Annotated in this window: 20 protein-coding genes and 4 pseudogenes; 12 read left to right on the forward strand and 12 right to left on the reverse strand. The window is 63.2% G+C overall.

Features of this window, described 5'->3' with window-relative positions; genetic code table 11:
* Positions 1-11 precede the first annotated feature (11 nt).
* The 7 genes and pseudogenes from BC363_RS31685 to ytfQ all read right to left on the reverse strand — a co-directional run.
* Positions 12-257 (reverse strand): annotated as a pseudogene (locus tag BC363_RS31685) (TRAP transporter large permease subunit); the annotation flags it as partial.
* Positions 258-299: 42 nt separating this feature from the next.
* Positions 300-1,556 (reverse strand): GGDEF domain-containing protein, encoded by a 1,257-nt coding sequence (locus BC363_RS31690; protein ID WP_141690510.1) that lies wholly within the window; start codon positions 1,554-1,556, stop codon positions 300-302.
* A 147-nt stretch (positions 1,557-1,703) separates the two neighbouring features.
* On the reverse strand, positions 1,704-2,450 hold the full coding sequence (locus BC363_RS31695) for a FadR/GntR family transcriptional regulator (protein ID WP_065785234.1): 747 nt from the start codon (positions 2,448-2,450) through the stop codon (positions 1,704-1,706).
* Positions 2,451-2,574: 124 nt separating this feature from the next.
* Complete coding sequence (gene yjfF / locus BC363_RS31700; protein ID WP_065785235.1) at positions 2,575-3,543, reverse strand: galactofuranose ABC transporter, permease protein YjfF; 969 nt, start codon at positions 3,541-3,543, stop codon at positions 2,575-2,577.
* Positions 3,540-4,565, reverse strand: coding sequence for an ABC transporter permease (locus tag BC363_RS31705; RefSeq protein ID WP_065785236.1), 1,026 nt, complete (start codon positions 4,563-4,565; stop codon positions 3,540-3,542). The genes yjfF and BC363_RS31705 overlap by 4 nt, the downstream gene beginning before the upstream one ends.
* Positions 4,562-6,082, reverse strand: a complete 1,521-nt coding sequence (gene ytfR / locus BC363_RS31710; RefSeq protein WP_065785237.1) for a galactofuranose ABC transporter, ATP-binding protein YtfR — start codon at positions 6,080-6,082, stop codon at positions 4,562-4,564. The genes BC363_RS31705 and ytfR overlap by 4 nt, the downstream gene beginning before the upstream one ends.
* A 224-nt stretch (positions 6,083-6,306) precedes the next feature.
* Positions 6,307-7,269: a galactofuranose ABC transporter, galactofuranose-binding protein YtfQ gene (ytfQ, locus tag BC363_RS31715; RefSeq protein ID WP_053247959.1), complete on the reverse strand. Its 963-nt coding sequence runs from the start codon at positions 7,267-7,269 to the stop codon at positions 6,307-6,309.
* A gap of 317 nt (positions 7,270-7,586) precedes the next feature.
* On the opposite strand from ytfQ, the gene BC363_RS31720 reads away from it, so the two are divergent.
* The 5 genes and pseudogenes from BC363_RS31720 (at position 7,587) to BC363_RS34025 (ending at position 11,930) form a co-directional block, all read left to right on the forward strand.
* Positions 7,587-8,429: an inositol monophosphatase gene (locus tag BC363_RS31720; protein ID WP_065785238.1), complete on the forward strand. Its 843-nt coding sequence runs from the start codon at positions 7,587-7,589 to the stop codon at positions 8,427-8,429.
* 79 nt (positions 8,430-8,508) lie between these two features.
* Entirely contained in the window at positions 8,509-9,120 is a 612-nt protein-coding gene (locus tag BC363_RS31725) for a dual specificity protein phosphatase family protein (protein ID WP_065785297.1), read from the forward strand.
* Positions 9,120-10,835 (forward strand): metallophosphoesterase, encoded by a 1,716-nt coding sequence (locus BC363_RS31730; protein WP_065785239.1) that lies wholly within the window; start codon positions 9,120-9,122, stop codon positions 10,833-10,835. The genes BC363_RS31725 and BC363_RS31730 overlap by 1 nt, the downstream gene beginning before the upstream one ends.
* A gap of 2 nt (positions 10,836-10,837) precedes the next feature.
* A complete protein-coding gene (locus tag BC363_RS31735) occupies positions 10,838-11,134 on the forward strand; it encodes a LacI family DNA-binding transcriptional regulator (RefSeq protein WP_065785240.1) in 297 nt (98 codons plus the stop codon).
* A 56-nt stretch (positions 11,135-11,190) separates the two neighbouring features.
* Positions 11,191-11,930 (forward strand): annotated as a pseudogene (locus tag BC363_RS34025) (PhoU domain-containing protein).
* A 27-nt stretch (positions 11,931-11,957) separates the two neighbouring features.
* On the opposite strand, the gene BC363_RS31750 reads toward BC363_RS34025, so the two are convergent.
* The gene (locus BC363_RS31750; RefSeq protein WP_065785243.1) at positions 11,958-12,944 is read right to left on the reverse strand and encodes a LacI family DNA-binding transcriptional regulator; all 987 of its coding nucleotides are present in this window, start codon (positions 12,942-12,944) and stop codon (positions 11,958-11,960) included.
* 626 nt (positions 12,945-13,570) lie between these two features.
* On the opposite strand from BC363_RS31750, the gene BC363_RS31755 reads away from it, so the two are divergent.
* The 7 genes and pseudogenes from BC363_RS31755 to BC363_RS31780 all read left to right on the forward strand — a co-directional run bounded on the left by BC363_RS31755 (position 13,571) and on the right by BC363_RS31780 (position 19,671).
* Positions 13,571-15,424, forward strand: coding sequence for an iron ABC transporter permease (locus BC363_RS31755; RefSeq protein ID WP_065785244.1), 1,854 nt, complete (start codon positions 13,571-13,573; stop codon positions 15,422-15,424).
* The gene (locus tag BC363_RS31760) at positions 15,424-16,557 is read left to right on the forward strand and encodes an ABC transporter ATP-binding protein (RefSeq protein WP_065785245.1); all 1,134 of its coding nucleotides are present in this window, start codon (positions 15,424-15,426) and stop codon (positions 16,555-16,557) included. Before BC363_RS31755 ends, BC363_RS31760 begins: the two co-directional genes overlap by 1 nt.
* Positions 16,558-16,616: 59 nt before the next feature.
* Positions 16,617-17,756, forward strand: coding sequence for an ABC transporter substrate-binding protein (locus BC363_RS31765; protein WP_065785246.1), 1,140 nt, complete (start codon positions 16,617-16,619; stop codon positions 17,754-17,756).
* 189 nt (positions 17,757-17,945) lie between these two features.
* A pseudogene (locus tag BC363_RS35675) lies at positions 17,946-18,089 on the forward strand (ABC transporter substrate-binding protein); the annotation flags it as partial.
* A pseudogene (locus BC363_RS35680) lies at positions 18,090-18,287 on the forward strand (inositol monophosphatase); the annotation flags it as partial.
* A 17-nt stretch (positions 18,288-18,304) separates the two neighbouring features.
* Positions 18,305-18,931, forward strand: a complete 627-nt coding sequence (locus tag BC363_RS31775; RefSeq protein WP_065785248.1) for a dual specificity protein phosphatase — start codon at positions 18,305-18,307, stop codon at positions 18,929-18,931.
* A gap of 179 nt (positions 18,932-19,110) precedes the next feature.
* Positions 19,111-19,671, forward strand: a complete 561-nt coding sequence (locus BC363_RS31780) for a methylated-DNA--[protein]-cysteine S-methyltransferase (protein WP_065785249.1) — start codon at positions 19,111-19,113, stop codon at positions 19,669-19,671.
* Positions 19,672-19,695: 24 nt separating this feature from the next.
* On the opposite strand, the gene BC363_RS31785 is transcribed toward BC363_RS31780, so the two are convergent.
* The 4 genes from BC363_RS31785 to BC363_RS31800 all read right to left on the reverse strand — a co-directional run bounded on the left by BC363_RS31785 (position 19,696) and on the right by BC363_RS31800 (position 24,295).
* The gene (locus tag BC363_RS31785; RefSeq protein ID WP_065785250.1) at positions 19,696-20,229 is read right to left on the reverse strand and encodes a 2,4'-dihydroxyacetophenone dioxygenase family protein; all 534 of its coding nucleotides are present in this window, start codon (positions 20,227-20,229) and stop codon (positions 19,696-19,698) included.
* A 25-nt stretch (positions 20,230-20,254) separates the two neighbouring features.
* Positions 20,255-21,976 (reverse strand): thiamine pyrophosphate-requiring protein, encoded by a 1,722-nt coding sequence (locus BC363_RS31790; RefSeq protein WP_065785251.1) that lies wholly within the window; start codon positions 21,974-21,976, stop codon positions 20,255-20,257.
* A gap of 15 nt (positions 21,977-21,991) precedes the next feature.
* The gene (locus tag BC363_RS31795; protein WP_065785298.1) at positions 21,992-22,750 is read right to left on the reverse strand and encodes an SDR family NAD(P)-dependent oxidoreductase; all 759 of its coding nucleotides are present in this window, start codon (positions 22,748-22,750) and stop codon (positions 21,992-21,994) included.
* Positions 22,751-22,843: 93 nt separating this feature from the next.
* On the reverse strand, positions 22,844-24,295 hold the full coding sequence (locus tag BC363_RS31800) for an aldehyde dehydrogenase (RefSeq protein WP_065785252.1): 1,452 nt from the start codon (positions 24,293-24,295) through the stop codon (positions 22,844-22,846).
* Between the last annotated feature and the right edge of the window lie 10 nt (positions 24,296-24,305).

Below are 24,305 nucleotides of genomic sequence, written 5' to 3' on the forward strand. Positions count from 1 at the left end.
AGAGCCGCCGGCTACCGGAACAGGCTCGGCAGCCAGAGGGATAGGCCGGGGATGTAAGTGACGAGCATCAACACGGCGATGCTTGCGCCGAAGAACGGCCAGATGGTGCGCATCGCCTCGCGGATCGAGATCCCGCCGACGGCGCAGCCGACAAAGAGTACGGTGCCGACCGGTGGCGTGTTGAGGCCGATGCCTGCGTTGAGGATCACCACCACGCCGAAATGCACGGGGTCGATGCCGAACGCCTTGATGACAGGCGGAGCCGCCCTCGATCGCACCATTGCCTTGATGCAGAAGGCTTAGGCGCAGTTCGCCATCGGACTTCTCTCGGTCCTCCCCGGGGAAGGCGCTCTCTCGTTTGATTGGGTCGCCAGCCCCGATGCGAACTGGGGAGCGCCGTCCTTGCCGGCGATCCAGACCGCGTTTCGCCCTGCGGCCTTTGCCGCGTAGAGCGCTCGGTCGGCGCAAGACAGGAGCTCGCTTGCCTCCTGTTGCCTGCCGATAAAGGCCACGCCGATGCTGACAGTCGCCGAAAGCGTGGCATTGCCGGCCCTGACCAGCGCCTGCTCGAAGGCGCTGCGGATATCCTCGGCAATTGCGGCAGCCTGCGACCGGCCAACCCCGGGGAAGCAGGCAGCGAATTCTTCGCCGCCCATGCGCGCCAGGAAGGCCTGGCCACCTATCGCCTGCGAGACGACAGCGGCGAACTCGATGAGCACCCTGTCGCCGACGGCGTGGCCATGGCGATCGTTGATCGCCTTGAAGTGGTCGATGTCCATGTACATCAAAGCGCCTTCGCCCGGCGCCGTCGCCATGTAGTCGTCGAGCTTCGACATGAAGGCGCGCCGGTTCTGCACACCGGTGAGAGCGTCGGTTTCCGACGCCAGCTTGTATCTGTATTGCGTTCTTTCCTTGATCAGCGCGAAGAACGAGAACCCGCCCGCAAGGCTGTGAATGAACAGTTCGAAGGTCAGGACCTGATACCACAGCGGCTGCTCCGCGCCCGAAGCCGTGTTACCGAAAAGCGGCCAGACGAAGATCAACGGAATGCGCGCGAGGTAGAACAGCCCATGCGTCGCGAAGAGAAAGGCGACGATGTAGGAGCTTGGAAGCTTGCGGAAATTGTCGGACCGGAAAATCTCGACCGCGATCATCGCCGAATAGACGAAGATCAGCGCCGAAAACAGCACGATCCTGCTGGTGACACTGTTCTGGACAGTGTCGGAAAAGCCGGTGACCAACAGCCACAACACGGGTCCGGCCAGTGCGGACGCGATCTTGAGCGGCTGATTGTCGAAGGCACGCAAGCCAAGCCAGATGAGCGCCAACCCCAGGACCGCTAAAGCGTTGCCGAGCGACACCGGGATGAAGGAATAGCCAGGACCTCTCAGAGCCAGCAGGGTAAATCCGAGGGCCGCAACCAGAAATGCACAGGACCACAGCCGCAGTTCCAGGCTGTTGCGCTCCTGGCGTGAGGCGAGCGCGAAGTAAACTGCGAAAACCACCAGCGTCGCGAAGGAGCTGATCATGATCGTCGGGGTATGTAGCGCTTCCACCGTCAACTCCTGGATTCTGCAGCACGTTATGCGCCAGAATCTTAAAGGTTTCGCAAATGGCGGTTGCGACGATTAGCAGGGGGGCATGGGCGCCGAGCCGGTGTTTCGACGCGCGTCCCACATCGGCTGGAGGTAATTTCCAATCCGCTATGACGGCCTGGCCCTTCGCAACGTCAGGTCCGACATCAGCCGCTGCTGGCCGGCCCGGATCACGTCTTGCATCGCATGCCGCGCGCCGTCGGCGTCACCGCGGCGAATTTCCTCGACGATGCGGATATGGGTCACGGCGACGCGGTCGATTTCGCTCCGGTCGGCGGTCGGGTTGGTGAGCTTGAAGACGCCGATGAGCGCCGCTTCGATCAGACTGCCGACCGTGCGCATGAACGGGTTCAGCGACGCCTCGAGCAGGTGCAGGTGGAATTCGAGGTCGGCATGGGCCAGTGTTTCGGCGCTGTGGTCTTCATGGCCCATGGCAACGGCGAGCCGCATCATCTGGGCAATGTCGGCATCAGTGGCGCGCTCGGCGGCCAGTGCTGCCGCAGAGGGTTCGAGCGCCAGCCTGATTTCGCTCAGATGGTTCAAAAAGTCCTCGTCGACGCCGACGCTGAAATGCCAGGAGAGCACGTCGCTGTCGAACAGGTTCCAATGCGCCCGCGGCATCACTCGCGTCCCGATGCGTGCACGCGGGAAGACCAGGCCCTTGGCCGCGAGCGTCTTCATCGCCTCCCGCAGCACGGTGCGCGACACCTTGAAGCGTGCCGCCAACTCGACGTCACCAGGCAGAATATCGCCGGCTGCGAACTCGCCGCCGATCACCGCGCGCCCGAGCTCGTCCACGACATGGCCATGGCTCGAGCGTTTCACCGGTTGCTTTGCGAAGGTTCCTGGCAGCATGAGGTGCAACTGGGCCTTTTCCTTGAGCGCTTCCGGCTTAAACGGGATCGCAAAAACGCTCTATCTCTTTGTTTTTACCGCATTTCCTGACGGAAAGCCGCTTCGCACTTTTCCTGGAAATGCTCTACGCATGTCGCCGTTCGCTGCGCGACACGTAGACGATGCCCTTCTGCATCAGGATGAAGGCGAACAGTAGCAGGCCGATCAGGATTTTCGTCCACCAGCTGGAGAGCGAGCCATCGAAAGTGATGTAGGTCTGGATCAATCCCTGGATGAGGATGCCGATGAAGGTTCCGGCCACAAAGCCGGAGCCGCCGGTCAGAAGCGTGCCCCCGATCACCACTGCCGTTATCGCATCGAGCTCGACGCCGACGGCCGCAAGCGAATATCCGGCCGAGGTGTAGAGCGAGAACACGATACCGGAAAGCCCCGCGAGCAGGCCCGACAACGCGTAGATCATGATGGTGGTGCGGCCGACCGGGACACCCATCAGCTTGGCGGTGGCAGTGCCGCCGCCAAGGGCATAGACGTCGGTGCCGAAGCGGGTGCGATGGGCAATGAGGATGCCGATGCCAAAGACGAGCAGCATCAGCCCGCCGATGAGCGTGATCCGGCCACCGCCGGGAAGCTTGTAGTAGAGCCCCTTCAATGTGCCGTAGAACGGATGCTTGATCGCGATGGAATCGATCGACAGCACGAAGGCCATGCCGCGCGCCAGAAACATGCCGGCGAGCGTGACGATGAAGGCTGGCATCTCCAGGTAGTGGATGATGGCGCCCATCACCGCACCGAAAAGCGTCGCGATGAGAAGGGCCATCGCAAAGGCGACGAGCGGATGAATGGCAGCATTCTCCAGCACGACGGCCAGGAACACGCCAGTGAAGGCGATGACCGAGCCGATCGACAGGTCGATGCCGCCGGAGAGGATCACGAAGGTCATGCCGACGGCGGCAATGCCGAGGAAGGCGTTGTCGGTCAGCAGGTTGCCGATCACCCGCGTCGACAGGATGTTGGGATATTGCGCCACGCAAAGCGCATAGCTCAGCACGAAGATGACGATGGTGGCGGTCAGCGGCAGGTATTTGGGTTTCATCGTGCTTGCCGCTCCGTCGGTTTTCTGCTGGCGCGCAGGAGCGCGACAAAGGTCAAGGCGTTACGCGCCGGCGGTGACTGCAGCACGAGAATGAAGACGATGATCGCCGCCTTGATGATCAGGTTAAATTCCGGCGGGAAGCCGGAAAGCAGGATGCCGGTATTGATCGACTGGATGATGATCGCGCCGAGGACGGAGGCGGCGATGCTGAAGCGGCCGCCGAGAAGCGAGGTGCCGCCGATGACCACGGCGAGGATGGCGTCGAGTTCGAGCCAGAGCCCGGCATTGTTGGCGTCGGCGCCCTTGATGTCGGCGGCTGCGATGATGCCGGCAATCGCGGCACAAAGGCCCGACAGCATATAGGCCGCGATCAGCAGCACCGGGGTCAATACGCCGGATAGCGTGCTTGCCTGGCGGTTGACGCCGATCGCCTCGATCAGCATGCCGAGCGCGGTCTTGCGCACGATCAGCGCCACCAGGATGCCGAAGGCCAGCCAGATGAGCACGGGCAGGGGCAACCATGCAAACGAGCCGCTGCCAAGGAAGATCAATCCGGGATCGTTGAAGGTGAGGATCGCGCCTTCGGTGACGAGTTGGGCGATGCCGCGCCCGGCAACCATTAGCACCAGCGTCGCGATGATCGGCTGGATATCGAGCACGGCAACCAGGAAGCCGTTCCAAAGACCGCAGAGAATGCCGGTGCCGAGCGTGATCAGAAGCGTCATCGCCAGCGAGTGGCCCGACGTGATCGACGAGGCGGCGACTGCGCCGCAGATCGCCATCACGGCGCCGACGGAAAGGTCGATGCCCTTGGTGGCGATGACGACAGTCATGCCGATGGCGAGAAGAACCACCGGGGCGCCGCGGTTGAAGATATCGATGAGGCTGCCATAGAGGCGGCCGTTCTGGATTTCGAGGCGGAAGAAACCCGGGAACACGAAGGATACCATCAGGAGAATTGCTGCCAGCGCGATGAGCTGCGGCAGGAGCCTGAGCGCATAGCTCCTTAATATTGCTGTCATGCCGCTCCCCGTTCGTTCGCCGATGCGATGGCTTCGATGATCTGGTCCGCCGTGATCCGCTCGCCTTCGAGTGAGGCCACATGCTGTCGGTCGCGAAGCACGACGATGCGCGTGCTGTAGGCGACAAGCTCTTCAATTTCCGACGATATGACCATCAGCGACATGCCCTTCTCGCGCAGGCCCTCGATCAGCCGGACGATCTCGGCATGCGCGCCGACATCGATGCCGCGTGTCGGCTCGTCGAGGATCAGGAATTCGGGCTCCGTCGCCAGCCAGCGGGCGAGAATGGCCTTCTGCTGGTTGCCGCCGGAAAGCAGCCTGATCGGCTTTTCGCGATCGACCGTGCGAATGTCGAGCGCCCGGATATAGTGGTCCGCCAGGCGGTTCTGCTCGGTGCGGGAGATCGGACGGGTCCAGCCGCGTCGAGCCTGGAGTGCCAACACGATGTTTTCGCGCACCGAGAGATCGCCGACGATGCCCGCGGTCTTGCGGTCCTCGGGGCAGAAGCCGAACCGGTGTACGATCGCCCGGCGCGGCGACGATAGCTGGACGGCCTTGCCGCCCAATTCGGCCGTGCCGCTGTCGGCGCGATGCGCACCGAAGAGGATCTCGGCCGTCTCCGTGCGGCCGGAGCCGAGAAGACCGGCAATGCCGACAACCTCTCCGGCCCTGACGTCGAGGTCGAAGGGAGAGATGTGGCCCTTGCGGCCATAATCTTTGAAGCGATAACGCACCGGCCCGGTGACATCCGGCTCCTTGCGCGCAGAGTGGATCTCCGCCGCAAGCTCGCGGCCGATCATCATCGAGATCAGATCGCGCCGTTCGAGCGTCGCCGTGTCGCGGGTGCCGACCAGTTGACCATTGCGAAGCACGGTGATGCGGTCGGAAATCTCGTACACCTGTTCGAGGAAGTGGGTGATGAAGACAATGCCGAGGCCGCGGGCCTTCAGCCGCCGGACGATGCGAAACAGCATCTCGACCTCATGGGCGTCGAGACTTGCGGTCGGCTCATCGAGGATCAGAACCTTGCCGGAGAGATCGACCGCACGGGCGATCGCCACGACCTGGTGGATGGCGACGGAGTAGCTGTCGAGTGCGCGGGTGACGTCGAGATCGAGCTCGTAGTTTTCAAGCAGCGCGCGCGCCTGATGGTTCATGGCGCGGACATCGACGAAACCGAACCGGCGTGGCTGGCGTCCGAGAAAGAGGTTTTCCGCCACCGTCAGGTTGGGCAGCAGGTTGACCTCCTGATAGACGGTGCCGATGCCGAGCTTCTGCGCATTGAACGTGTCGCGCGGATCGACCTCGACGCCGTCGAGCAGGATCATGCCGCCGTCGCGCCGGTAGGCGCCGGTGAGGCATTTGACCAGCGTCGACTTGCCAGCGCCGTTTTCGCCGAGAAGCGCATGGACTTCACCCCGGCGCAAATGAAAGTCGACCTTGTCCAGCGCCTTTGCGCCGGGAAAGACCTTGTCGATCCGGGTCGCTGAAAGCAGGTTGTCGCCAACGGTCTGCATGATCCCTCCCTGAGTGGAACGTGGGGCGCCCGGTCGGGCGCGCCACATTGCTTCAGTGTGCCGCAACACGTGCCTCGCACTCGGCCCAGCGGCCGAATGCGGCAAGTCGGCGGGCAACCGGCGCCACAGTGCTTGAAAGCTGCCGCATGATTTTCTCCCTGGACCTCACTCGGTTCAGGCAGACATGTGGAAGCGTCCTGCACAGGCGCCGGTGATGTTTGGGATCAGTAGCCCAGGCCCTTTTTCGCTTCGTAGACCTTCTTCGGATCGTCGGCCTGGGTGTAGAGCTTCGATTCCGTCTGGATCCACTTCGGCGGCTTGGTTCCATCTTTCTGGAACGCGGCAAGCGCGTCGAAGGCGGGGCCGGCCATGTTCGGCGTCAGTTCGACGGTCGCGTTGGCTTCGCCTGCGGCCATCGCCTCGAAGATATCCGGGACGGCATCGATCGAAACGACGAGGATGTCACTGCCCGGCTTCAGGCCGGCTTCCTTGATCGCCTGGATGGCGCCGACGGCCATGTCGTCGTTGTGGGCGTAGAGCGCGCAGATGTTCTTGCCGCCGTCCTCGGCTTTCAGGAAGCTTTCCATGACTTCCTTGCCCTTGGTGCGGGTGAAGTCGCCGGTCTGGCTGCGGACGATCTTGAGGTTGTCGTGGCCGGAAAGGGCCTGTTCGAAGCCCTTCTTGCGGTCGATGGCCGGCGAAGAACCTGTTGTGCCCTGGAGTTCGACGACGTTGCACGGCTTACCGGCAACCGTGTCGGCAAGCCACTTGCCGGCGACGCTGCCCTCATGCACGAGGTCCGAAGTGACAGCAGTCATATAAAGGTCGTCGGAAGCATCGACGGTCCGGTCGAGCAGGATGACGGGGATCTCGGCGTCCTTGGCTTCCTGTAGGACCTCATCCCAACCGGTGGCGACGACGGGGGCAAGGAGGATGGCGTTCACGCCCTGGGCAATGAACGAGCGCAGTGCCTTGATCTGGTTTTCCTGCTTCTGCTGGGCATCGGCGAATTTCAGATCGATGCCGCGCTCCTCAGCCTGCTGCTTCGTCAGCGTCGTCTCCGCAGCCCGCCAGCCGGACTCCGAGCCGATCTGCGAAAAACCGACAACGAGATCTGCGGCGGATGCGCTGCCAAACGTGCAGGCAGCAAGGATCGTTGCACTCGCGAGTGCTTTGGCGAATTTCATGATTTCCTCCCAAAGAAAGCTGCTCTCCTCGCAGCGGGTTCAAAAAATCATATAATAATACTTTTGTAAACTCACGTTTGAAGACAAGTGCCCAGGGTGTACCGGAAGATGCTTCGATGTTCAGCCCGGCTTGCGCCCTGACGCACGAACAAGGTGATGTAAGGCGGGGCGATATCGCCAGCATGAGGTGTGTGCGCCCAACGCTGGTCATTGGCCGCGAGCGAGGCGTTCGTTGCTCGGCTCAGCGCAAAACGGGGACTTGTCACCAATGAACGCGCGTGCAAATATGCTCGCGTGTGCAAAGGAGTCATGCCCGAATGAACCTCGAACGACCAGTCTATTCGAACGATCTTGAGGGTCGGGCAAAGCTCTGCCGGGACGTCATCCTGTCGGCCGGAGCGCTTGTGCTCCGCGGCTTTGAAAACAGCGCGACGCGCGGCTATTCGATGAAGGGTCCGCAGGACTTTCTGACCGAAACGGATGCCGCCTCGGAGGCGCATATCCGCGAGGCGATCGCCGACCACTTTCCCGACGACGCCTTCTTTGGCGAGGAGGGCGGCGGCTCGATCAGCAATCGTCTCTGGGTGGTCGATCCCGTAGACGGTACGGCCAATTTCGCCCGCAGCATTCCGCACTTCTGCATCTCGATCGCCTATATCGAGAACGGTCGGACGGAGATCGGCGCCATCTACAACCCCGCGCAGGACGAGCTCTATTTCGCTGAGCGCGGCGCGGGCGCGACCCGCAATGGTCAACCGATCGCCGTTTCCGCCACCACCGCGTTCGAAACGGCGTCGGTGGAAATGGGCTGGTCCGGTCGCGTGTCGAACGAGATTTATCTCGAAACCATCCGCGATCTGCTGGCGCTCGGCACCAATGTTCGCAGGGCGGGCTCGGGCGCGCTGGCGCTTGCCTATGTCGCCGACGGCCGTTCGGATGCCTATGTCGAACTGCATATGAACTCCTGGGACTGCGTGGCCGGATTGCTGCTCGTTGCCGAGGCCGGCGGCGACGTTTGTCCCTTTATGGAGATCGGTAGCCTTCGCGATGGTGGACCGGTTCTGGCGTCCGCACCAGGCATCGCCGGTGGAGTAAGCCGGGCATCGCTGATACCGATCGCGTCGGCAGATGGGCCAGTTGCCGAACTGCGGCTCGCCTGAACGGTTGCGCCAAAAGACGCGGAGACTGAGAATCATGGGCATGCCTTTCGGCGCCGCCCGATCTGGAAAGGGAAACGGCATGGACGCACCGGTATATGCGCGCCCGGCGATCAGTCTGATCGCCAAGGGCCTGGGTCCGCACAAATCCAATCTCTATATCGGCGGCAGCGACGGCGCATGCGATCTTGATTTGCTCAAGCGACACGGCATCTCGATCGTCGTCAACTGCGCGATCAATCTTGACATCAACTGGGTGCGTGGGACCGCCGACGACGATCCCGGCGACCTGCGGCCGAGCGGCTACGCCGATATCCGCTACTACAAGCTCGGGTTGATCGACGGCGAAGGCAGCCCGGACACGATGATGCTCGGCGCCTATTACATCCTCGACGGCGCGTTGCGCCAAGCAATGCCGAAGCGCGAAACCTATCCCTTTGCCGATGGCGGCAATGTGCTGGTCAACTGCCGCGGCGGACGCAGCCGATCGGTCTCGCTGGTGGCGCTGTTCCTGCACAAGCAGCAGCCGGAGCTGTTCCCGACGCTCGATGCTGCCGTTACCCATATCCGCGAGTATCGCGAATTGCGTCCGGACGAATGGTTCGAAACGCCCAAGCCGATGCTTTACGAGGCGGCGCGCCGGGCGTCGGGATGGATCGACATGATCGCCGGCAAGACATCCGGGCAGGGCTGATGTTGAAGCGCAGCCAACCCAGCATCGCCGTCATCGCCGATGCGCATTTCCACGATCTTGAAGGCGACTTCGATTTCCCTGGCATGACCATTGACGGTCCGCGGATGATGGTTCGCAGCTGGGCGGAAACACGTCAGTCGACCCGCGTTTTCAACGAAAGCGCCAGGGCACTTTCAGTGGCATTGGACGAGGTCAGAGATCGCGGCATCCGGCACGTCGTCCTGCTCGGTGATTACACGGATGACGGCCAGCGACAGACGACCGCAAGCCTGCGCCGCATCCTTGACCGGCACGCGAACCAACACGGAACCGCGTTTTACGCCCTGCCTGGCAATCACGATATTTTCGGCCCGAGGGGACGCCACCACACCAAGGAATTCCTGGATCAGGATGGCGCCGGCGTCTGGGTAACGAGCGATCCGGCATCGACTGCTGAGGGCGCAATCGTCACCCCACGCATGTATTGCGAGGGATATCCGGCCGGCCTCGACTCGATGGCCGCCTATGGCTATTTTCGCAAGCCCGAATATCTCCATTGGGAGACGCCGTTCGGCCTGTCCGACGATATCGAAAGCCGGCGCTACGAGGTCGACTCGCCGGATGGAAGCAACCGGTACTCGTTGATGGATGCCTCCTATCTGGTGGAGCCGGAGCCGGGCATCTGGCTGCTGATGATCGACGCCAACGTGTTCGAGCCGCGGGACGGCACATTCATAAACGGCGAAGAAGCGGCCTTCGTCGACAGCACCGCCGCCGGCTGGAATGCCATGCTGCGTCTGAAACCCTTCATCGTTTCCTGGATCACGGACGTCTGCGCCCGGGCAAAAGCGCTGGGCAAGACTGTGCTCGCCTTCTCCCATTACCCGGCGCTCGATCCGTTCGACGGCGCGACCGGGGCCGAGCGCGTGCTTTTCGGCGAAACCAATGTCGCCCGGCGCACGCCCCGCCAAGCCGTGACCGACGCCTTGCTTGGCGCCGGGCTGAGCGTGCACTTCAGCGGCCACCTTCATGTCGAGGGCGTGACGCGGCGGGGTCGCGGCGAGCGCCAGCTCACCAATGTCGCAGTGCCGTCGCTGGTCGCCTATCCACCGGCCTTCAAGGTCATCCAGCCGGCGACCGGCGGCATAGTCGTCAATACCGTGGAGCTGTCGGCGACGGCGGTGGATCCGCGCCTGCCGCAGGCCTATCGCCGCGAGACGGAACGGCTCGGTGAAGCAGGCGACGTCGCCTTTGATGCTGTGGATTATGGCGCCTTCCTGCGGGCTCATAAGCTGGCTTTGGTTTACCATCGCTATTTTCCAAAGGAGTGGCCGCAGGATGTCGTGAGCCGCGTCTCAGCCGCCACGCTTGCCGATGTCTGCGTGGAGTTCCTTGGCGCTGCGGCAGTAGCACCGGCGTTGCACGCGTTTGCAAAATCTTCTGGAATGACAGCGGAACAGGTCGCGGCTTGCGGCATGATCGATGTCATCGCCGACTGGTACTGCCTGCGCCAGGCCGGCTTCCTGGCGCTGCCGGTCATATCGCAAGAGCGGCTGCGGCTTTACCGCGCCCTTTCCGACCGGTTCGGCCGGGAACCGGAGGAGGGATGGAACGGCTCTGTCGCCAGTTTTCTGTCGATCTTCCTTGGCGCGTTTGCCGCTTTCCTCGATCGAGCTGAAAACGGCGCGCGGCAGATCGAGATCACCTTGCAGCCAGAAGCGAAGGAGGTTGTTTGACCATGGATCAGCAGTCGTTTGTCGTATCCGGTCGGGGGGCGAAGCCGCCATCGAGCGTTCCGGAGTTGAAGGAGGCGTTTCGCCTTCGGGCCCGCGGGCTGAAAGGCGGGCGGCTCGAAGTCGCCAAGTTCACCCTGTCGCATCCCTACGACGTCGCCTTCGCCAGCGCACGGGAAGTGGCTGAGCGGGCCGGTGTTTCGACCACCACGGTCATGCGGCTGATCAACGACCTGGGCTTCGAGAAATACGCTGCGTTCCAGCAACTCTTCCGCGAGGAGCTGCGGCGCGGCAGGCAGTAAAGCGCTGCCGCCAGCCGCATTAGGCCAAAACGGATCGTCCGAGCGGAGTTGAGTCCATGGGATCGACCATCGTCAGCATCAATCTCTTCGGCGCCGTGGCGCTGCTGCTGTTCGGGCTGTCGGAGGTCAAGAACGGCGTTCAGCGTGCCTTTGGCGCCAGGCTGAAGACGGGGCTGGCCGCCGGCACGCGCGATGGCGTGCGATCCTTTCTCGCCGGTCTGGTCGCAACGATTGCGCTGCAGAGCTCGACCGCGACGGCGCTGATGATCGCATCCTTCACGGAGCGCAATCTCGTTGCGCCGCGCATGGCGCAGATCGTGCTTTTGGGTGCGAATGTCGGAACCGCGATGACCGCCTGGATCGTATCGCTCGGGACGCCATCAATCTCGAAACTATCGGCGACATCATCGAGAAGGGCCTGCTTGCCGAACTTGCAAAGAAGATCGCGCTGGGTCTGACGTTTTCGAGGGATGGCCACGAGGAATTGACGCGGCTGTTTGCGATCACGCTCGACAATCTGCGCATGGCGCAGACGGTGTTTGCGACCCGCGATGCGGCTTTGGCCCGGTGGCTGGTGGAGGTGAAGGAAGACGTGCGCCGCCTCGAGCGGCAATCGGCCGAGCGGCATCTGCAGCGGCTGCGCGATGGTCGGATGGAAAGCATCGAAACCAGTTCGCTGCACCTCGATATGCTGCGTGACCTCAAGCGCATCAACGCCCATATCGTATCCGTTGCGCACCCGATCCTCGACGACAGCGGTCTGCTGATCGAAAGTCGCATCCGGCAGGTCGGCTGATTTCGAAAGCGCTGCCCGGAGGAAGGGTTAACGCACCGTCTTGCGCTCGATCATCGACACGGGGACCACTTGCAGCCGGGTCGCGGGCTCGTCGGTTTCGAGCGCCGCCAGGACGTTGGCGGTCAGCGCCGACAAGGATTGCTCGATGGTGGTGAGCTCGTAGCTCTTCCAGCCCGCCTGCGGAATATCGTCGAAACCGACGATGGACACGTCCTGCGGCACGCGACGGTGCATCTCGATGCGGGCGGCGTCGAGAAAACCGAGCGCCAGCAGGTCGGTGACGCAAAAGGCACCGTCAATCCTCTTGTCCCTCAAGAGATCGCACCCGGCCTGATAGCCGCTTTCGTAGCTCGTCGGCCCGTCCGACCAGGCGACCACCTCGATGCCGGCGGTCTGCATCCTTTGCGTGAACGCCGTCGCTCGCCGAACCTGGGCCGGCGTCTGGCTGCCGCTGGAGACGACCGCAACCTTGCTGCACTTGGCGGCGATCAGCCGGAGCGCGGCCAGATCGGCACCGCGCGAATCGTCGCTCAGCACCATGTTGGTGTCGGTGCGATCGAGCCGTTGATTGACCAGGATCAGCCGCACGCCGTTGGCGATACATTCGTCGACGATCGAGGACGGCGGCTCGCCGGAAAGCACGACGATCGCCTGGGCGCGGAACTCGAACAGCAACTCGATCAGCGGCGCGATATCCTTGCGGGCATCCGCGGCGTTCAACAGCAGGCACTGAAGCCCGCGCCGGAGCAGGCCGATGCTGAGAAGATCAAGCTGCTTGGAAATGAACGGTGCACTGAGATTGGTACCGACGACGCCGATCAGGTTCGAGCGGTCGTTGTTCAATCCCTGAGCCAGCCGGTTGACTCGGTATCCGAGCTCGCGCGCAGCCTTCAGCACCTTGCGCCGGACCGACTGCGAGACGCTGGCGCCCGGCGTGAACGTCCGCGAGACGGCCGAGCGCGAAACACCCGCGCGCTTTGCGACTTCCTCGGCCGTGACGAACCCTCGTGCCATGGTTTCCCTCAAGAATCAGCTCGCGGCTATCTGGGCCACAAAAGCCGGTTCATTCCAACGAAAAAGTGTCGTTTGCCTCGGCTGGCGGTGTCGCGTGAGCGCTGCGCGGCCGCCGGAAATTCGGCTGTTTGGTTCGCCGTTCCGTATGCGGCTGGCGCGTCTTCGTCGACCAGTCGCGTGGCTATGATCACGTGTTCGAAACAAGTCTCGCTGTGACGAAAAAATATAACGTGAAATCAATAAGATATATCATTGCGCACGTGTGCATTTTTTTATTGACAAGTCTGCCCTCTCAATGGATCATGCGTTCCATTGGCGGCTCAGAAATGGAATTTTTGTTCCGCCTATGTTCGTGATGATGGCGCCGGCCTCTGAGGAGTGGCTGGCTGCTGTCGGACCCGATCCGATCCGGACAGGATCGTTGATCGGGGTCAGTCGCGAACAGGGAGGATTGGATCGATGACGGCGTATCGCGTTCTCGCGGCAGGTTGCCTTGCTCGACATGGAGCAGGGGCGGCTGCCCGCGCGGCTTTCCCTGACCTCCCCGTTCGCATGTTGGCTCGGCCGCGAGGCGCCCGGCGCATCGCCGGATCGTATTGCGAGGCGAGATCTCAAGGGGACAGAGCATGGCTTTTCTAAGTGATTCAGCGAAGGCGCCGCGGGCGGCGAGCGGTGGGGCCGCTGTGCCTTCGTCCTGGCAGGTTTGGCGGTATCGGTTGAAGGTCGCCTCCCGGGAGCCGACGACATTGATCGGGGTGCTCACCGCGCTGCTCTTCACCTATCTGATCGTCGTGCCGATCATCTCCATCGTGCTCGATTCCGTGCGCGTGCAATTTGGACATGAGCGCCGGCTCGGCAAGGATTTCGGTGACCTGACGCTGTACTATCTCGACCGGACGTTCATGTCCCCCGTCTCCGTCGATCTCTTCTGGCGGCCACTGTTCAACACGCTGTCGGTTGCCGTCGGTGCGATCCTGTTGTCGCTTTTGATCGGAACCATTCTCGCCTGGCTGATCAGCCGCACCGACATGTTCGGGCGGCGCTGGTTCGCGACCGCCCTGATCGTGCCTTACATGCTGCCCGCCTGGACCTTTGCGCTCGCCTGGACCACGCTGTTCAAGAACCGCACGGTCGGCGGCCAGCCCGGCTGGTTCGAGGCTCTGGGCTGGGCGCCACCGGACTGGGTTGCCTATGGCCGCTTTCCGATCACCATCATTCTCGCCCTCCACTACGCGCCTTTCGTCATCCTGCTGTTCGGCTCGGCGCTCCGACGCTTCGATTCCCAGCTGGAAGATTCCGCCCGCATCCTTGGCGCCAAGCGCTACCAGGTGGCAATGCAGATCATCCTGCCCTTGATGCGTCCGGCGCTGATGTCTTCGATGATCCTGGTCTTCGCAAAATGCTTGGGCGAGTTCGGTGTGCCGTATGTTCTCGGCCTGCCGGTCAAGTTCGAGGTGCTTTCGACCTCGCTCTTCCGCAGTATCGCCTCCCGGCAGACCGGCGTCGCCGGCGTCGTTGCCGCCTCCATCATGCTGATCGGCATCATCACCCTGATGATCGATGCGCGTCTGGTGCGCGAAGCGCGCCGCTTCGTCACCATCGGCTCCAAGGGCTCGATGAACCGGCAAAGCCGGCTCGGCAAGCTGAGGCTTCCGGCCACGGGTTTTGCCGCGACCATCTTCATGCTCAGCGTCGGCCTGCCGCTTTTGACCCTGTTCCTGTCGACGGTCATGAAGCTGCCGGCACAGTTCACGCTCGACAACTTCACGCTCGACTACTGGATCGGCCAGGACCTTCATACCGTGGCGCTGCAGACCGGCGTGCTCCTGAGCCCCGATCTCTGGGCTGCGGCGAAGAATACGCTGATGATCGTCGGCCTCGCTTCGCTGGCCTCGGGCATTCTCGGCCTGCTTGTCGGTTATGTCGTCATCCGCACGCCGGTCCGGGTCCTGTCGGTCTATCTGCGCCAGGTGACGTTCCTGCCCTATCTGGTGCCGGGGATCGCCTTTGCGGCTGCCTATCTCTCGCTCTTTGCGGTTCCCAGAGGCCCGATGCCGGCGCTCTACGGCACCGTCACCATCCTGGCGCTGGCGCTGATGGCGGACCAGATGCCTTATGCCTCGCGGGCCGGGATCTCGGCGATGACCCAGCTTGGCAAGGATCCGGAAGAGGCGGCCCAGATCGCCGGTGCCGGCTGGTTCCGCCGCATGATGTCGATCGTCATCCCGATCCAGAAAGGCTCGCTCGTCACCGGTGTGCTGCTGCCGTTCATCTCGGGCATCAAGGGCCTCAGCCTGTTTGTCATCCTCGCCGTGCCCAGCACCGACGTGCTCACGACCTATTCGCTGCGGCTCGTCGACTACCACTACACCCAGGCGGCAAACGCGGTCGTGCTGATCATCGCGGCGATCGCCTATCTCGGAACACTGGCAGCCCAGAAGCTGACCAAGACCAATCTTGCAGAAGGACTCGGAAGCTGATGCCCACTATCAATCTGCGCGGCGCCCAGAAGAATTACGGCGTCAACTCCGCCAATGCCGTCTCCAACCTTGATCTGGAAATTCGCGACGGCGAGTTCATGTGCCTGCTCGGGCCCTCGGGCTGCGGCAAGACGACGACATTGCGCATGATCGCGGGCCTGGAAAACCTGTCGGCCGGCGAAATCCGCATCGGCGACCGGGTGGTCGATTCGATCTTCGACGGGGTCTTCGTGCCGCCGGAGAAGCGCGAAATGGGTCTGGTGTTCCAGAGCTACGCGCTCTGGCCGCATCTGACCATCGAGCGCAACACCGACTTCGGCCTGCGGCTGCGCAAGCTGCCGAAGGCCGAGCGCGAGGCCCGCGTCGAAAAGGTCATGCAGGCGCTCGACATCGCCAAATACCGCGACCGCTATCCGTCGCAGCTTTCCGGCGGCCAGCAGCAACGCGTCGCACTCGCCCGCATGCTTGCGGTCAATCCGGGCGTGCTGCTGCTCGACGAGCCGCTGTCGAACCTCGACGCCCGGCTGCGTCTGGAAATGCGTGCCGAACTCAAACGGCTGCACAAGGAATTCAAGACGACGATCGTCTTCGTCACCCACGACCAGTGGGAAGCGATGACGCTGGCGACGACGATTGCGGTGATGAACGAAGGCACGCTGCAGCAGATGGGCACGCCGAACGACATCTATGATCGTCCGGCCAACCGCTTCGTCGCCGAATTCGTCGGCAGCCCGCCGATCAACATCCTGTCCTTCGACAAGAAGGCCAAATCGGATGTTGCCAAGGAGGCGGAAGCTTACCTCTCGAACCGCTACCCTGGCCTGCTCGGTATCGGCTCCGTCGGTATCCGCCCGGAGGCGCTCAGCTACGCCACGCGGAAGGAGGACGTTCCGCAGGGCAGCTTCAGCGGCAAGATGGTCGTCACCGGCATCCTGCCGACCGGCGGCAGCTGGATCCTGGAGCTGAAGAGTGACAACCACACGCTGTTCCTGACGACGCACGCGCTGCCGCGGCTCGAGCTCGGCGAGAAGGTCCGCTTCTGCGCACCGCCGGAGGCGCTGCATGTCTTCGACAAGGACGGCCAGCGCATTGCCGAGGCCGACAAACTGCTGCGCAGCACGAAGCTGAACTGACGACATTACTGATCACACCAACCGAAAGACGAACACCGCTTACTGAGGAGGAGCAGTCGATGCATTTTCGGAAGAATGGAACGGCAGACAATAAAAGGCGCTGCCTGTTGTGGACCACGGCCTTTGCCGGCCTCTTGGCCGGACAGGCCATGGCTGGAGACGCCTTCGACCTCAACGCCCTGGTCGAGGCGGCCAAGAAGGAGCCGCCGATCACCGTCTATGACAGCACCGGCAAGATCGTCGAGATGGCCAAGGCGTTTTCGGCGAAATATGGCGTCGCCGCCGAGGGGTCGAAGGTCAAGGCGACGGCGCAGCTGGAAATGATCATCCGCGAGGCGCGCGCCAACAACGTCCAGGGCGACGTTTCGATCATCAGCGATGCGCCGGCGGCCATGGCCCAGCTCATTCCGCAGGGTTTTGCCGAGAGCTGGCTGCCGCCGGATCTTGCCGCGAAAATCCCGGAGCAGTACCAGAATCCTCTGACCGTCGTGACCAGCGCCAACGTCTGGGCCTACAACACCGAGATTTTCGACAAGTGCCCGGTCAGCAATATCTGGCAGCTGACCGGTCCTGAGTGGAAGGGCAAGATCGCCATGCAGGACCCGCTCGGTAAGGCGTCCTATGTCGACTGGTTCAACCAGATGGCAAAACACGGCGATGACAAGGTCGCTGCCGCCTACAAGGAGCTCCACGGCAAGGAACTGGAACTGGACGACGGCAGCGCGACGGCGGCCTGGGTGAAGGCGCTTGCAGCCAACGCACCGCTCTTGACCGATGCCGATGCAGCCGCGGCCGACGCCGTCGGTGCGCCCGGCCAGTCGCAGCCATTCATGGGGCTGATGAGCTCGGCAAAATTCCGCGACAATGCGGAGAAGGGCATGAAGCTCGGGCTCTGCAAAGACCTGAAGCCATGGCTCGGCTGGATGTATCCAGGCGTCGGCCTGATCACCAAGGGCACCAACAGCCCGAACGCGGCAAAACTCTTCATCCATTACGTCATGACGGCCGAAGGCATCGCGCCGCAGGCGGCCGACGGCAAGATGTCGACCAATAGCGACGTCGCGCTTCCGGCCGACGAACCCTCCGGCATCGGCAAGGTTCTCGATCAGGTTCTGCCCTACCAGATGGAAACGAGCCTCGACGATTGGGACGCGCGTGAAACCTGGCAGGACTTCTGGCGTGTGAACTACCAGAAGTGATGGCTCGGTCCGGCGGATGCCGACATGGAACGCAGTGCATTGCGCGACCGCCCCATTGTCTGGGCGGTCGCAGGCAGCCTGCCGTTGCGCCCACGTAAATTAGAACGATCGAAGTTCGGAAAGCCGAACACGGCTTCCTTGGGAGGGGAAGAGATGAAGGCAGCAACCAACATACGGCATGGAATGACGATGACGGCGGTCGCGCTTGCGGCCGGCCTGTTTTCTGCGCCTGCCCATGCGGCCGACGACTTCGATCTTGATGCGCTGATTGCGGCGGCAAAGAAGGAAAAGCCGATCAACGTCTATGCCAGTACCGGCAAGATCGTCGAAATGGATGTGGCGGCCGCGACCTTGATCCTGAAGAATGCCGACGGCCGTTACGGTCCCCTGACGCTCGGCAAGGTGCCCGCAGACGCGCCCGATTTCATGTGCCCCGGCTATATCGCCACCGGCGCGGGCGGAAACTATCCGACATTGCAGCGCGTGGCGCGGGCGATCTCGGCCACACGCATTGCCGTGTCGGCAAGCTGAAACGACAGCGGGGAAAAATGTTGGACATAAGCCAGGAAACCGAGACGAAGGGCCAAGCATCGGCCGAACTTGCCAAGCTCAGCCTCGTTTACGAACAGCACCCGCTCTATGGCGTCGATATCTATATCGCCGGCAAGGAGGGGACGAGCGACCTCGATCTTCTCCGACAGAACGGCATCACCACCGTCGTCAACTGCGCCGTCAATCTCGACTTCAATTTCGTACGGCAGGCGCAACTGGTGTCCGATCACGAGGGCAGCGTCTACGGTCCGGGCGAGATCCGCTATTACAAGATTGGGCTGATCGATGGCGGCGGCAATCCCGACACGCAGATGCTGGCGGCGCACTATATCCTGCGCGCGGCGTTGGAACAGGTACTGCCGGAAAAGCCGTCCTATCCGCGCCGGGAGATGGGCAGCATTCTCATCAACTGCCGCGGCGGCCGCTCGCGTTCGGTCATCGTCGTGTCGCTGTTTTTGCACCTGACCTTGCCAGCCGAGTTCCCGACGCTCGATGCGGCGATCGCGTTCGTGCGCAACCGTCGTGGCCTGCCGGAGAACGAATGGTACAAGGCGCCGAAGGCGGTGCTGATCGAGTCCGCTGAGCGCGCCGCAAACTGGGCGAAGACGATAGAAGGCCAGTAGCGCCAATCCTGCGCTGCTCACAGCGAAACAGTCCCTTCGCCCGCTGGCGGAGGTCGACGCTGAGCCGATCCCGCGGGCAGGCAATCTGTTGGTGGCAGCGCCTGGGCGCAGGAATCGGGTTGAATTCGCCCGCGTTCCGCACGATTTTCATGGTCATGTGAAAATGCGAGGGCGGTGCGATGGCGCAGACAGTTCACAACTATCTTATCTTCGAGACCGCTGCCGGCTTCTGCGGCATCGCCTGGAACGCCGTCGGCATCACCCGTTTCCAGCTGCCGACCAAAAAGGCGCAGGACACCGAACGGCTGCTGCTGCGCCGGCTTGTTGCCGGCGAACCGGGCACGCCGACGCCGGAGGTTGCAGATGCGGTTGCCGCGGTTCAACGCTACTTCAGCGGTGAACAGGTCGATTTCTCCGATATCAAGCTTGATCTCGAAGGGCAGGATCCGTTCTTCAAACAGATCTATGCCGCTGCCCGCAGGCTCGGATGGGGACAAACCACCACCTATGGCGCCTTGGCAAAGGAACTCGGCGTCGGCCCCGAGGCCGCGCGGGATGTCGGTCAGGCCATGGCGAAGAACCCGGTGGCGCTGATCATTCCCTGCCACCGGGTGCTGGCCGCCGGCGGCAAGGTCGGCGGCTTTTCGGCTCCAGGCGGCTCGACATCGAAGATCCGCATGCTGGAACTCGAAGGCGTGCGTCTCGGACCGCCGGAGCCCGCCCAGCAATCGCTGTTTTGAGCACGGCGGCTCCGACCGCCGGTTTCAGCGAAACAGGCGGTCGACGTAATCGCGGCCGAGGCCAACCCTCTCGTAGTGATCGCGACAGAGCGCGATATAGTTATGCACGTCGAAGAAGCCGTCCGGCTCGCCCTGTTCGTCCAGCCAGATCAATGGCCCTTTGACCTGGAAGAACACCTTCATCGGCTGCTCGTGTTCATAGGCAACCAGCGTATGCCCCTCGCCGGGCGTCTCGTAGACGAAATCGCCGGCGGTCGCGGTCCAGTCGTGTTCCAGATAACCCCATTTTCCCGAGATGGTGTAGGCGAAGACCTCATGCGGGTGATAATGCCGGTTCACCAGCCCGGCCTTCTTCGCCATCAGAATGTCGCACCATTTGTTCTGTGTCGGGGAAATCCACAGTGGACGTGAGGAGACCGTTTCGGTGAAGGGCACATAGAAGCGCTCGTCATCGGTTGCGGCGTTCTCGAGATAGACCTCGGGCAGCGCGTCCGGCTGGAACACCTTGGTGATCGGCTTCAGGTCCTTCCAGAATTCGGTCGTTGCAAGCTCAGGCATCGTTTCCTCCGTTCTTGGGCCAGGGTCAGGCGCGCACGTGCACGTTCAGGAGCGCAGCGCCGCGGTTGGTCTCGATGTGGTGGATGGCGCGCTCAAGCGCGGCCTGCAGTTCCTCGCCACGCCAGACCGTTTCGGCGTAGGCGTTGCTCGCCGCGGCGATCTTGGCAAAGTCGGGAACAGGGACAAGCGAGGTCAGCGGCATGCGGTTGGCCTTTGCGGCATAGCCGTCGGGATAGACGCCGAGAACCGACTGCCTGACCGCACCCCACTCGGCGTTGTTGACGATGACGATCAGGATCGGCAGGCCGAGCGCCGCGGCGATCTGGTGGCAGGCGGCCGGGTTCGAGAAGATGTAGGAGCCGTCGCCCATCGTCGCGACCACCAGCCGATCCGGCTCGGCAAGCTGCATGCCGAGGGCGGCGGGAAATGACCAGCCGAGGCCGCCCGAATGCGGTTCCTGATACCAGGCCCGGGCATTGTTAAGACGCATGGGGGCAAGCGGGCAACCGAGCTCGGACAGCACTGTCGCCTTGCGGCCAAAAAGCGCCCGGGACAAGGTGAGGCTGACCCACTCCTTGGTCATAGCGTCTCCGGCGCCGGCCGCGGCCTTTGCCTCAATGGCGGTTCTTGACGCCACGCTGGCTGCCGCGATTGCGGCTCGTCGCGCCTCAAGCCCGGCTGGTTTCTCCTGCGCGGCGAGAGCGTCTGCGAGCGCCAGCAGACCGGCCTCGATATCGCAGGCGATGGTCACGTCGGAGCGGAAATAGCGCACCGGAAACCGCTGGAAGAGCGGATCCTGCCCGAGCTGGATGACCTTGCATCCGGGTTTCAACTCGTGAATGTCCGGCGACCAGGGAGCCAGGGCGTCGATGACGAGGATGACGTCCGCATTCTCGAGCAGAGGCCGCGGATCGGCGGGTGCCGCCATCGGATGGTCGGTGGCGATGGCGAGCTGAACCGCCCAATATTGGCAGACCGGGATCGCCCATTCGGAGGCAAGTCTGGAGAGCGCCTCGAAGCCGACCTGAGAGCCGGCGCCGCGTTGCGCGAAAATCACCGGATTGCGCGCCCGGGCAAGCAGCAAGGCGGCTTGCGCGATCGTTGCCGGTTCCGGGCTGTGCACGGCCGGCTGCATCGACGGCGGATCGGCCAGACCTTCGGTCGGGCAGGGCCCGCACAGCACCTCGCGCGGCAGGCTCATATAGACAGGACCGCGCGGCGTGGAGGTGGCGATCGCATGCGCCCGGTCGACCATCTGCGGCACGTGTTCGGCAAAGCGCAGTTCGTCGTCCCATTTCACCGCTTCGCGCACCAGTGCCGCCTGGTCGCGCATCTCCTGGCCCCAGCCGATCGGCACGGTGCGCGAGCCAAGATGGCCGCGTTCGCTGACCGGGGTCTTGCCGGAAAAAAGCAGCACCGGGATATGCTCGGTTGCGGCGTTGATTGCGCCGATGGCGCAATTGGCAAGACCGACATTGGTGTGCGCCATGACGGCCTGCGGGCGGCCGGTCGCAAGATAGTAGCCGTGAGCCATTGCCATGGCTGCGCTCTCGTGCGGAATGACGATCGCTTGCGGAAGCGCGATGCCTTTTGCCTCGGCCTCGGCGAGCCCCTCGATAACAGGCGGGAAGTCGGTGCCGGAATTGGCAAAGATATAGTCGACACCGACGGCCTTCAGACGCGCCAGCAGCGCGCCGCCTGCAGTCATCGTTTCGCTCAGGCTGGGCGCTTCGTTCCGATGGTTCATTTTCACTTCCTCGCTTCAGGCGCTCATGCCGCCATCGACCATCAGCGTCGTGCCGGTCACGAAGCTCGACTGGTCGCTGGCGAGGTAAAGGACGGAGCGGGCGATCTCATCAGGCGTGCCGTGGCGACCGAGTGGGATCATCCGGTTGAAGAAATCCGTGCCGTCAGTGCCGATGGCCGCGCCGAGACCCTGTTCGACGGCCAACTGAAAGCCGTTGTCGATCGGCCCGGGATGGACAGTGTTGACACGGATCCGGCGCGGAGCCAGTTCCTTGGCAAGGCACCGCATCAGCCCGATCTGCGCGTGTTTGGCGGTGATATAGGCATAGACACCGGGGTCGCCGCGCAGGCCGGCGACCGACGAGGTGATGATGATGGAGCCGTCATCACGCATGCAGGGAACCACATGTTTGGCGGCGAGAAAGGCGCCTTTGACATGCACAGCCTGTACCGTGTCAAAGACATCCTCGGGATAGATATCGATCGGTGCGACGATGCCGAAATTGCCGGCATTGGAGAAGAGCACGTCGATCGCACCGAAGCGGTCTGCTGTCCGTTCGACATAGCGTTTGGCATCGGCCGCCCGTGAAACGTCGGCTTCGACAAGCAGCACACGCTCGCTCGGCAGGGCCTTGGCAGCCTCCTGCAGCGCCGACATCGACAGATCGACGAGCGCCACATTGGCGCCTTCGTCAAGAAACAGCTTCGCCGCCGCCAATCCGAGACTGCCGGCGCCGCCGGTGATGATGCAGGTCTTGTTTTCCAGTGCCGCCAAGCTTGCCTCCTCCTCAATGCCGGCCAATCTTCCGGTCACGGCGATCAGGCCCGCTCCCCGCCGCCCTGATCGCCGTTTTTCGAACGTCGGTTGCTAGATCGGATAGTGGATCGGGCCGTCCTGAATGGTGATCCAGCGAAGTTCGGTGAACTCGGCGATGCCGGCCTTGCCACCAAAGCGTCCATAGCCGGACTCCTTGACGCCACCGAAGGGCATCTGCGCCTCGTCGTGAACCGTCGGGCCGTTGATGTGGCAAATGCCGGATTCGATCCGGCGCGCAACGGCCATCGCCCGATTGATATCCTTGCCGAAGACGGCGGAGGAAAGGCCATACTCCGTGTCGTTGGCGACGCGCACCGCTTCGTCGATGGAGCCGACGCGAACGACCGAGACCACGGGGCCGAAACTCTCCTCGCCGTAGATCCGCATCGCCGATGTCACCCGGTCGAGCAGCGTGGCGTCGACGATCGTGCCGTCGATGCCGCCGCCGGCTGCCAGTGTCGCGCCCTTGGCAACGGCATCGCGCACCAGCGCGTCGATCCGCTGGGCGGCATGGGCATCGACGACCGAGCCGAGCGGCGTGTCGCCCTTGCGCGGGTCACCGGCCTTCAACGTCTTCACCTTGGCGGCCAGCGCCTCGACGAAGCGGTCGGCGATCGTCTCGTCGACGACGATGCGCTCGGTCGACATGCAGATCTGGCCCTGGTTCATGTAGGCGCCGAAGGCGGCGGCGGCGACAGCCTGTTCGAGATCGGCATCGTCGAGCACGACGAAGGGTGCCTTGCCGCCGAGCTCGAGCAAGGCGGGCTTGAGGTGGCGGCCGGCACTTTCGGCGATGATCCGGCCGACACGGGTCGAACCGGTGAAGTTGACGCGCCGCACGGCCGGATGGGCGATCAAGGCCTCGACGATCTCGCCGGCGTCTTCCGGCGCGTTCGACACGGCATTGAGCACGCCTTCCGGCAGGCCCGCGTCGTGCAGCGCGTCAACAATCAAACGGTGGGTGCGCGGGCAGATTTCAGAGGTCTTCATGACGACGGTGTTGCCGCAGGCAAGCGGGGTTGCCAGCGAGCGCACGCCGAGAATGACGGGCGCGTTCCAGGGGGCGATCGACAGTACGACGCCTGCCGGTTGCCGGATCGCCATCGCGAGGCTCCCCGGCCGGTTCGACGGGATCACTTCGCCGGCGATCTGGGTGGTCAGCGATGCCGCCTCGCGCAGCATGTCGGCGGCAAGCGCGACATTGAACATCGCCCAGCCGGCGGTCGCTCCGGTTTCGGAAGCCATCGCGGCGACGAACTCGGGCGCCTTTGCCTGTAGGCGGTCGGCGGCCGCCAGCAGCAGCTTGCGCCGCTGGCCGGGGCCGGTCGCCGCCCAGGCCGGGAAGGCCCTTGCCGCAGCATTGACCGCCTGTCGCGCGTCATCGACGTTCGCGGCCGCCACGGTCGACGCCACCTCGCCGGAAATCGGGTTCAGCCGTTCGAAGACGCGGCCATCCGCCGCTTCGACCTCGGCATTGTTGATCTTCAATCCCAGCATGCTCATGATTTCTCCT

Source organism: Ensifer sp. LC384 (assembly GCF_001695865.1).
Taxonomy (GTDB): domain Bacteria; phylum Pseudomonadota; class Alphaproteobacteria; order Rhizobiales; family Rhizobiaceae; genus Ensifer.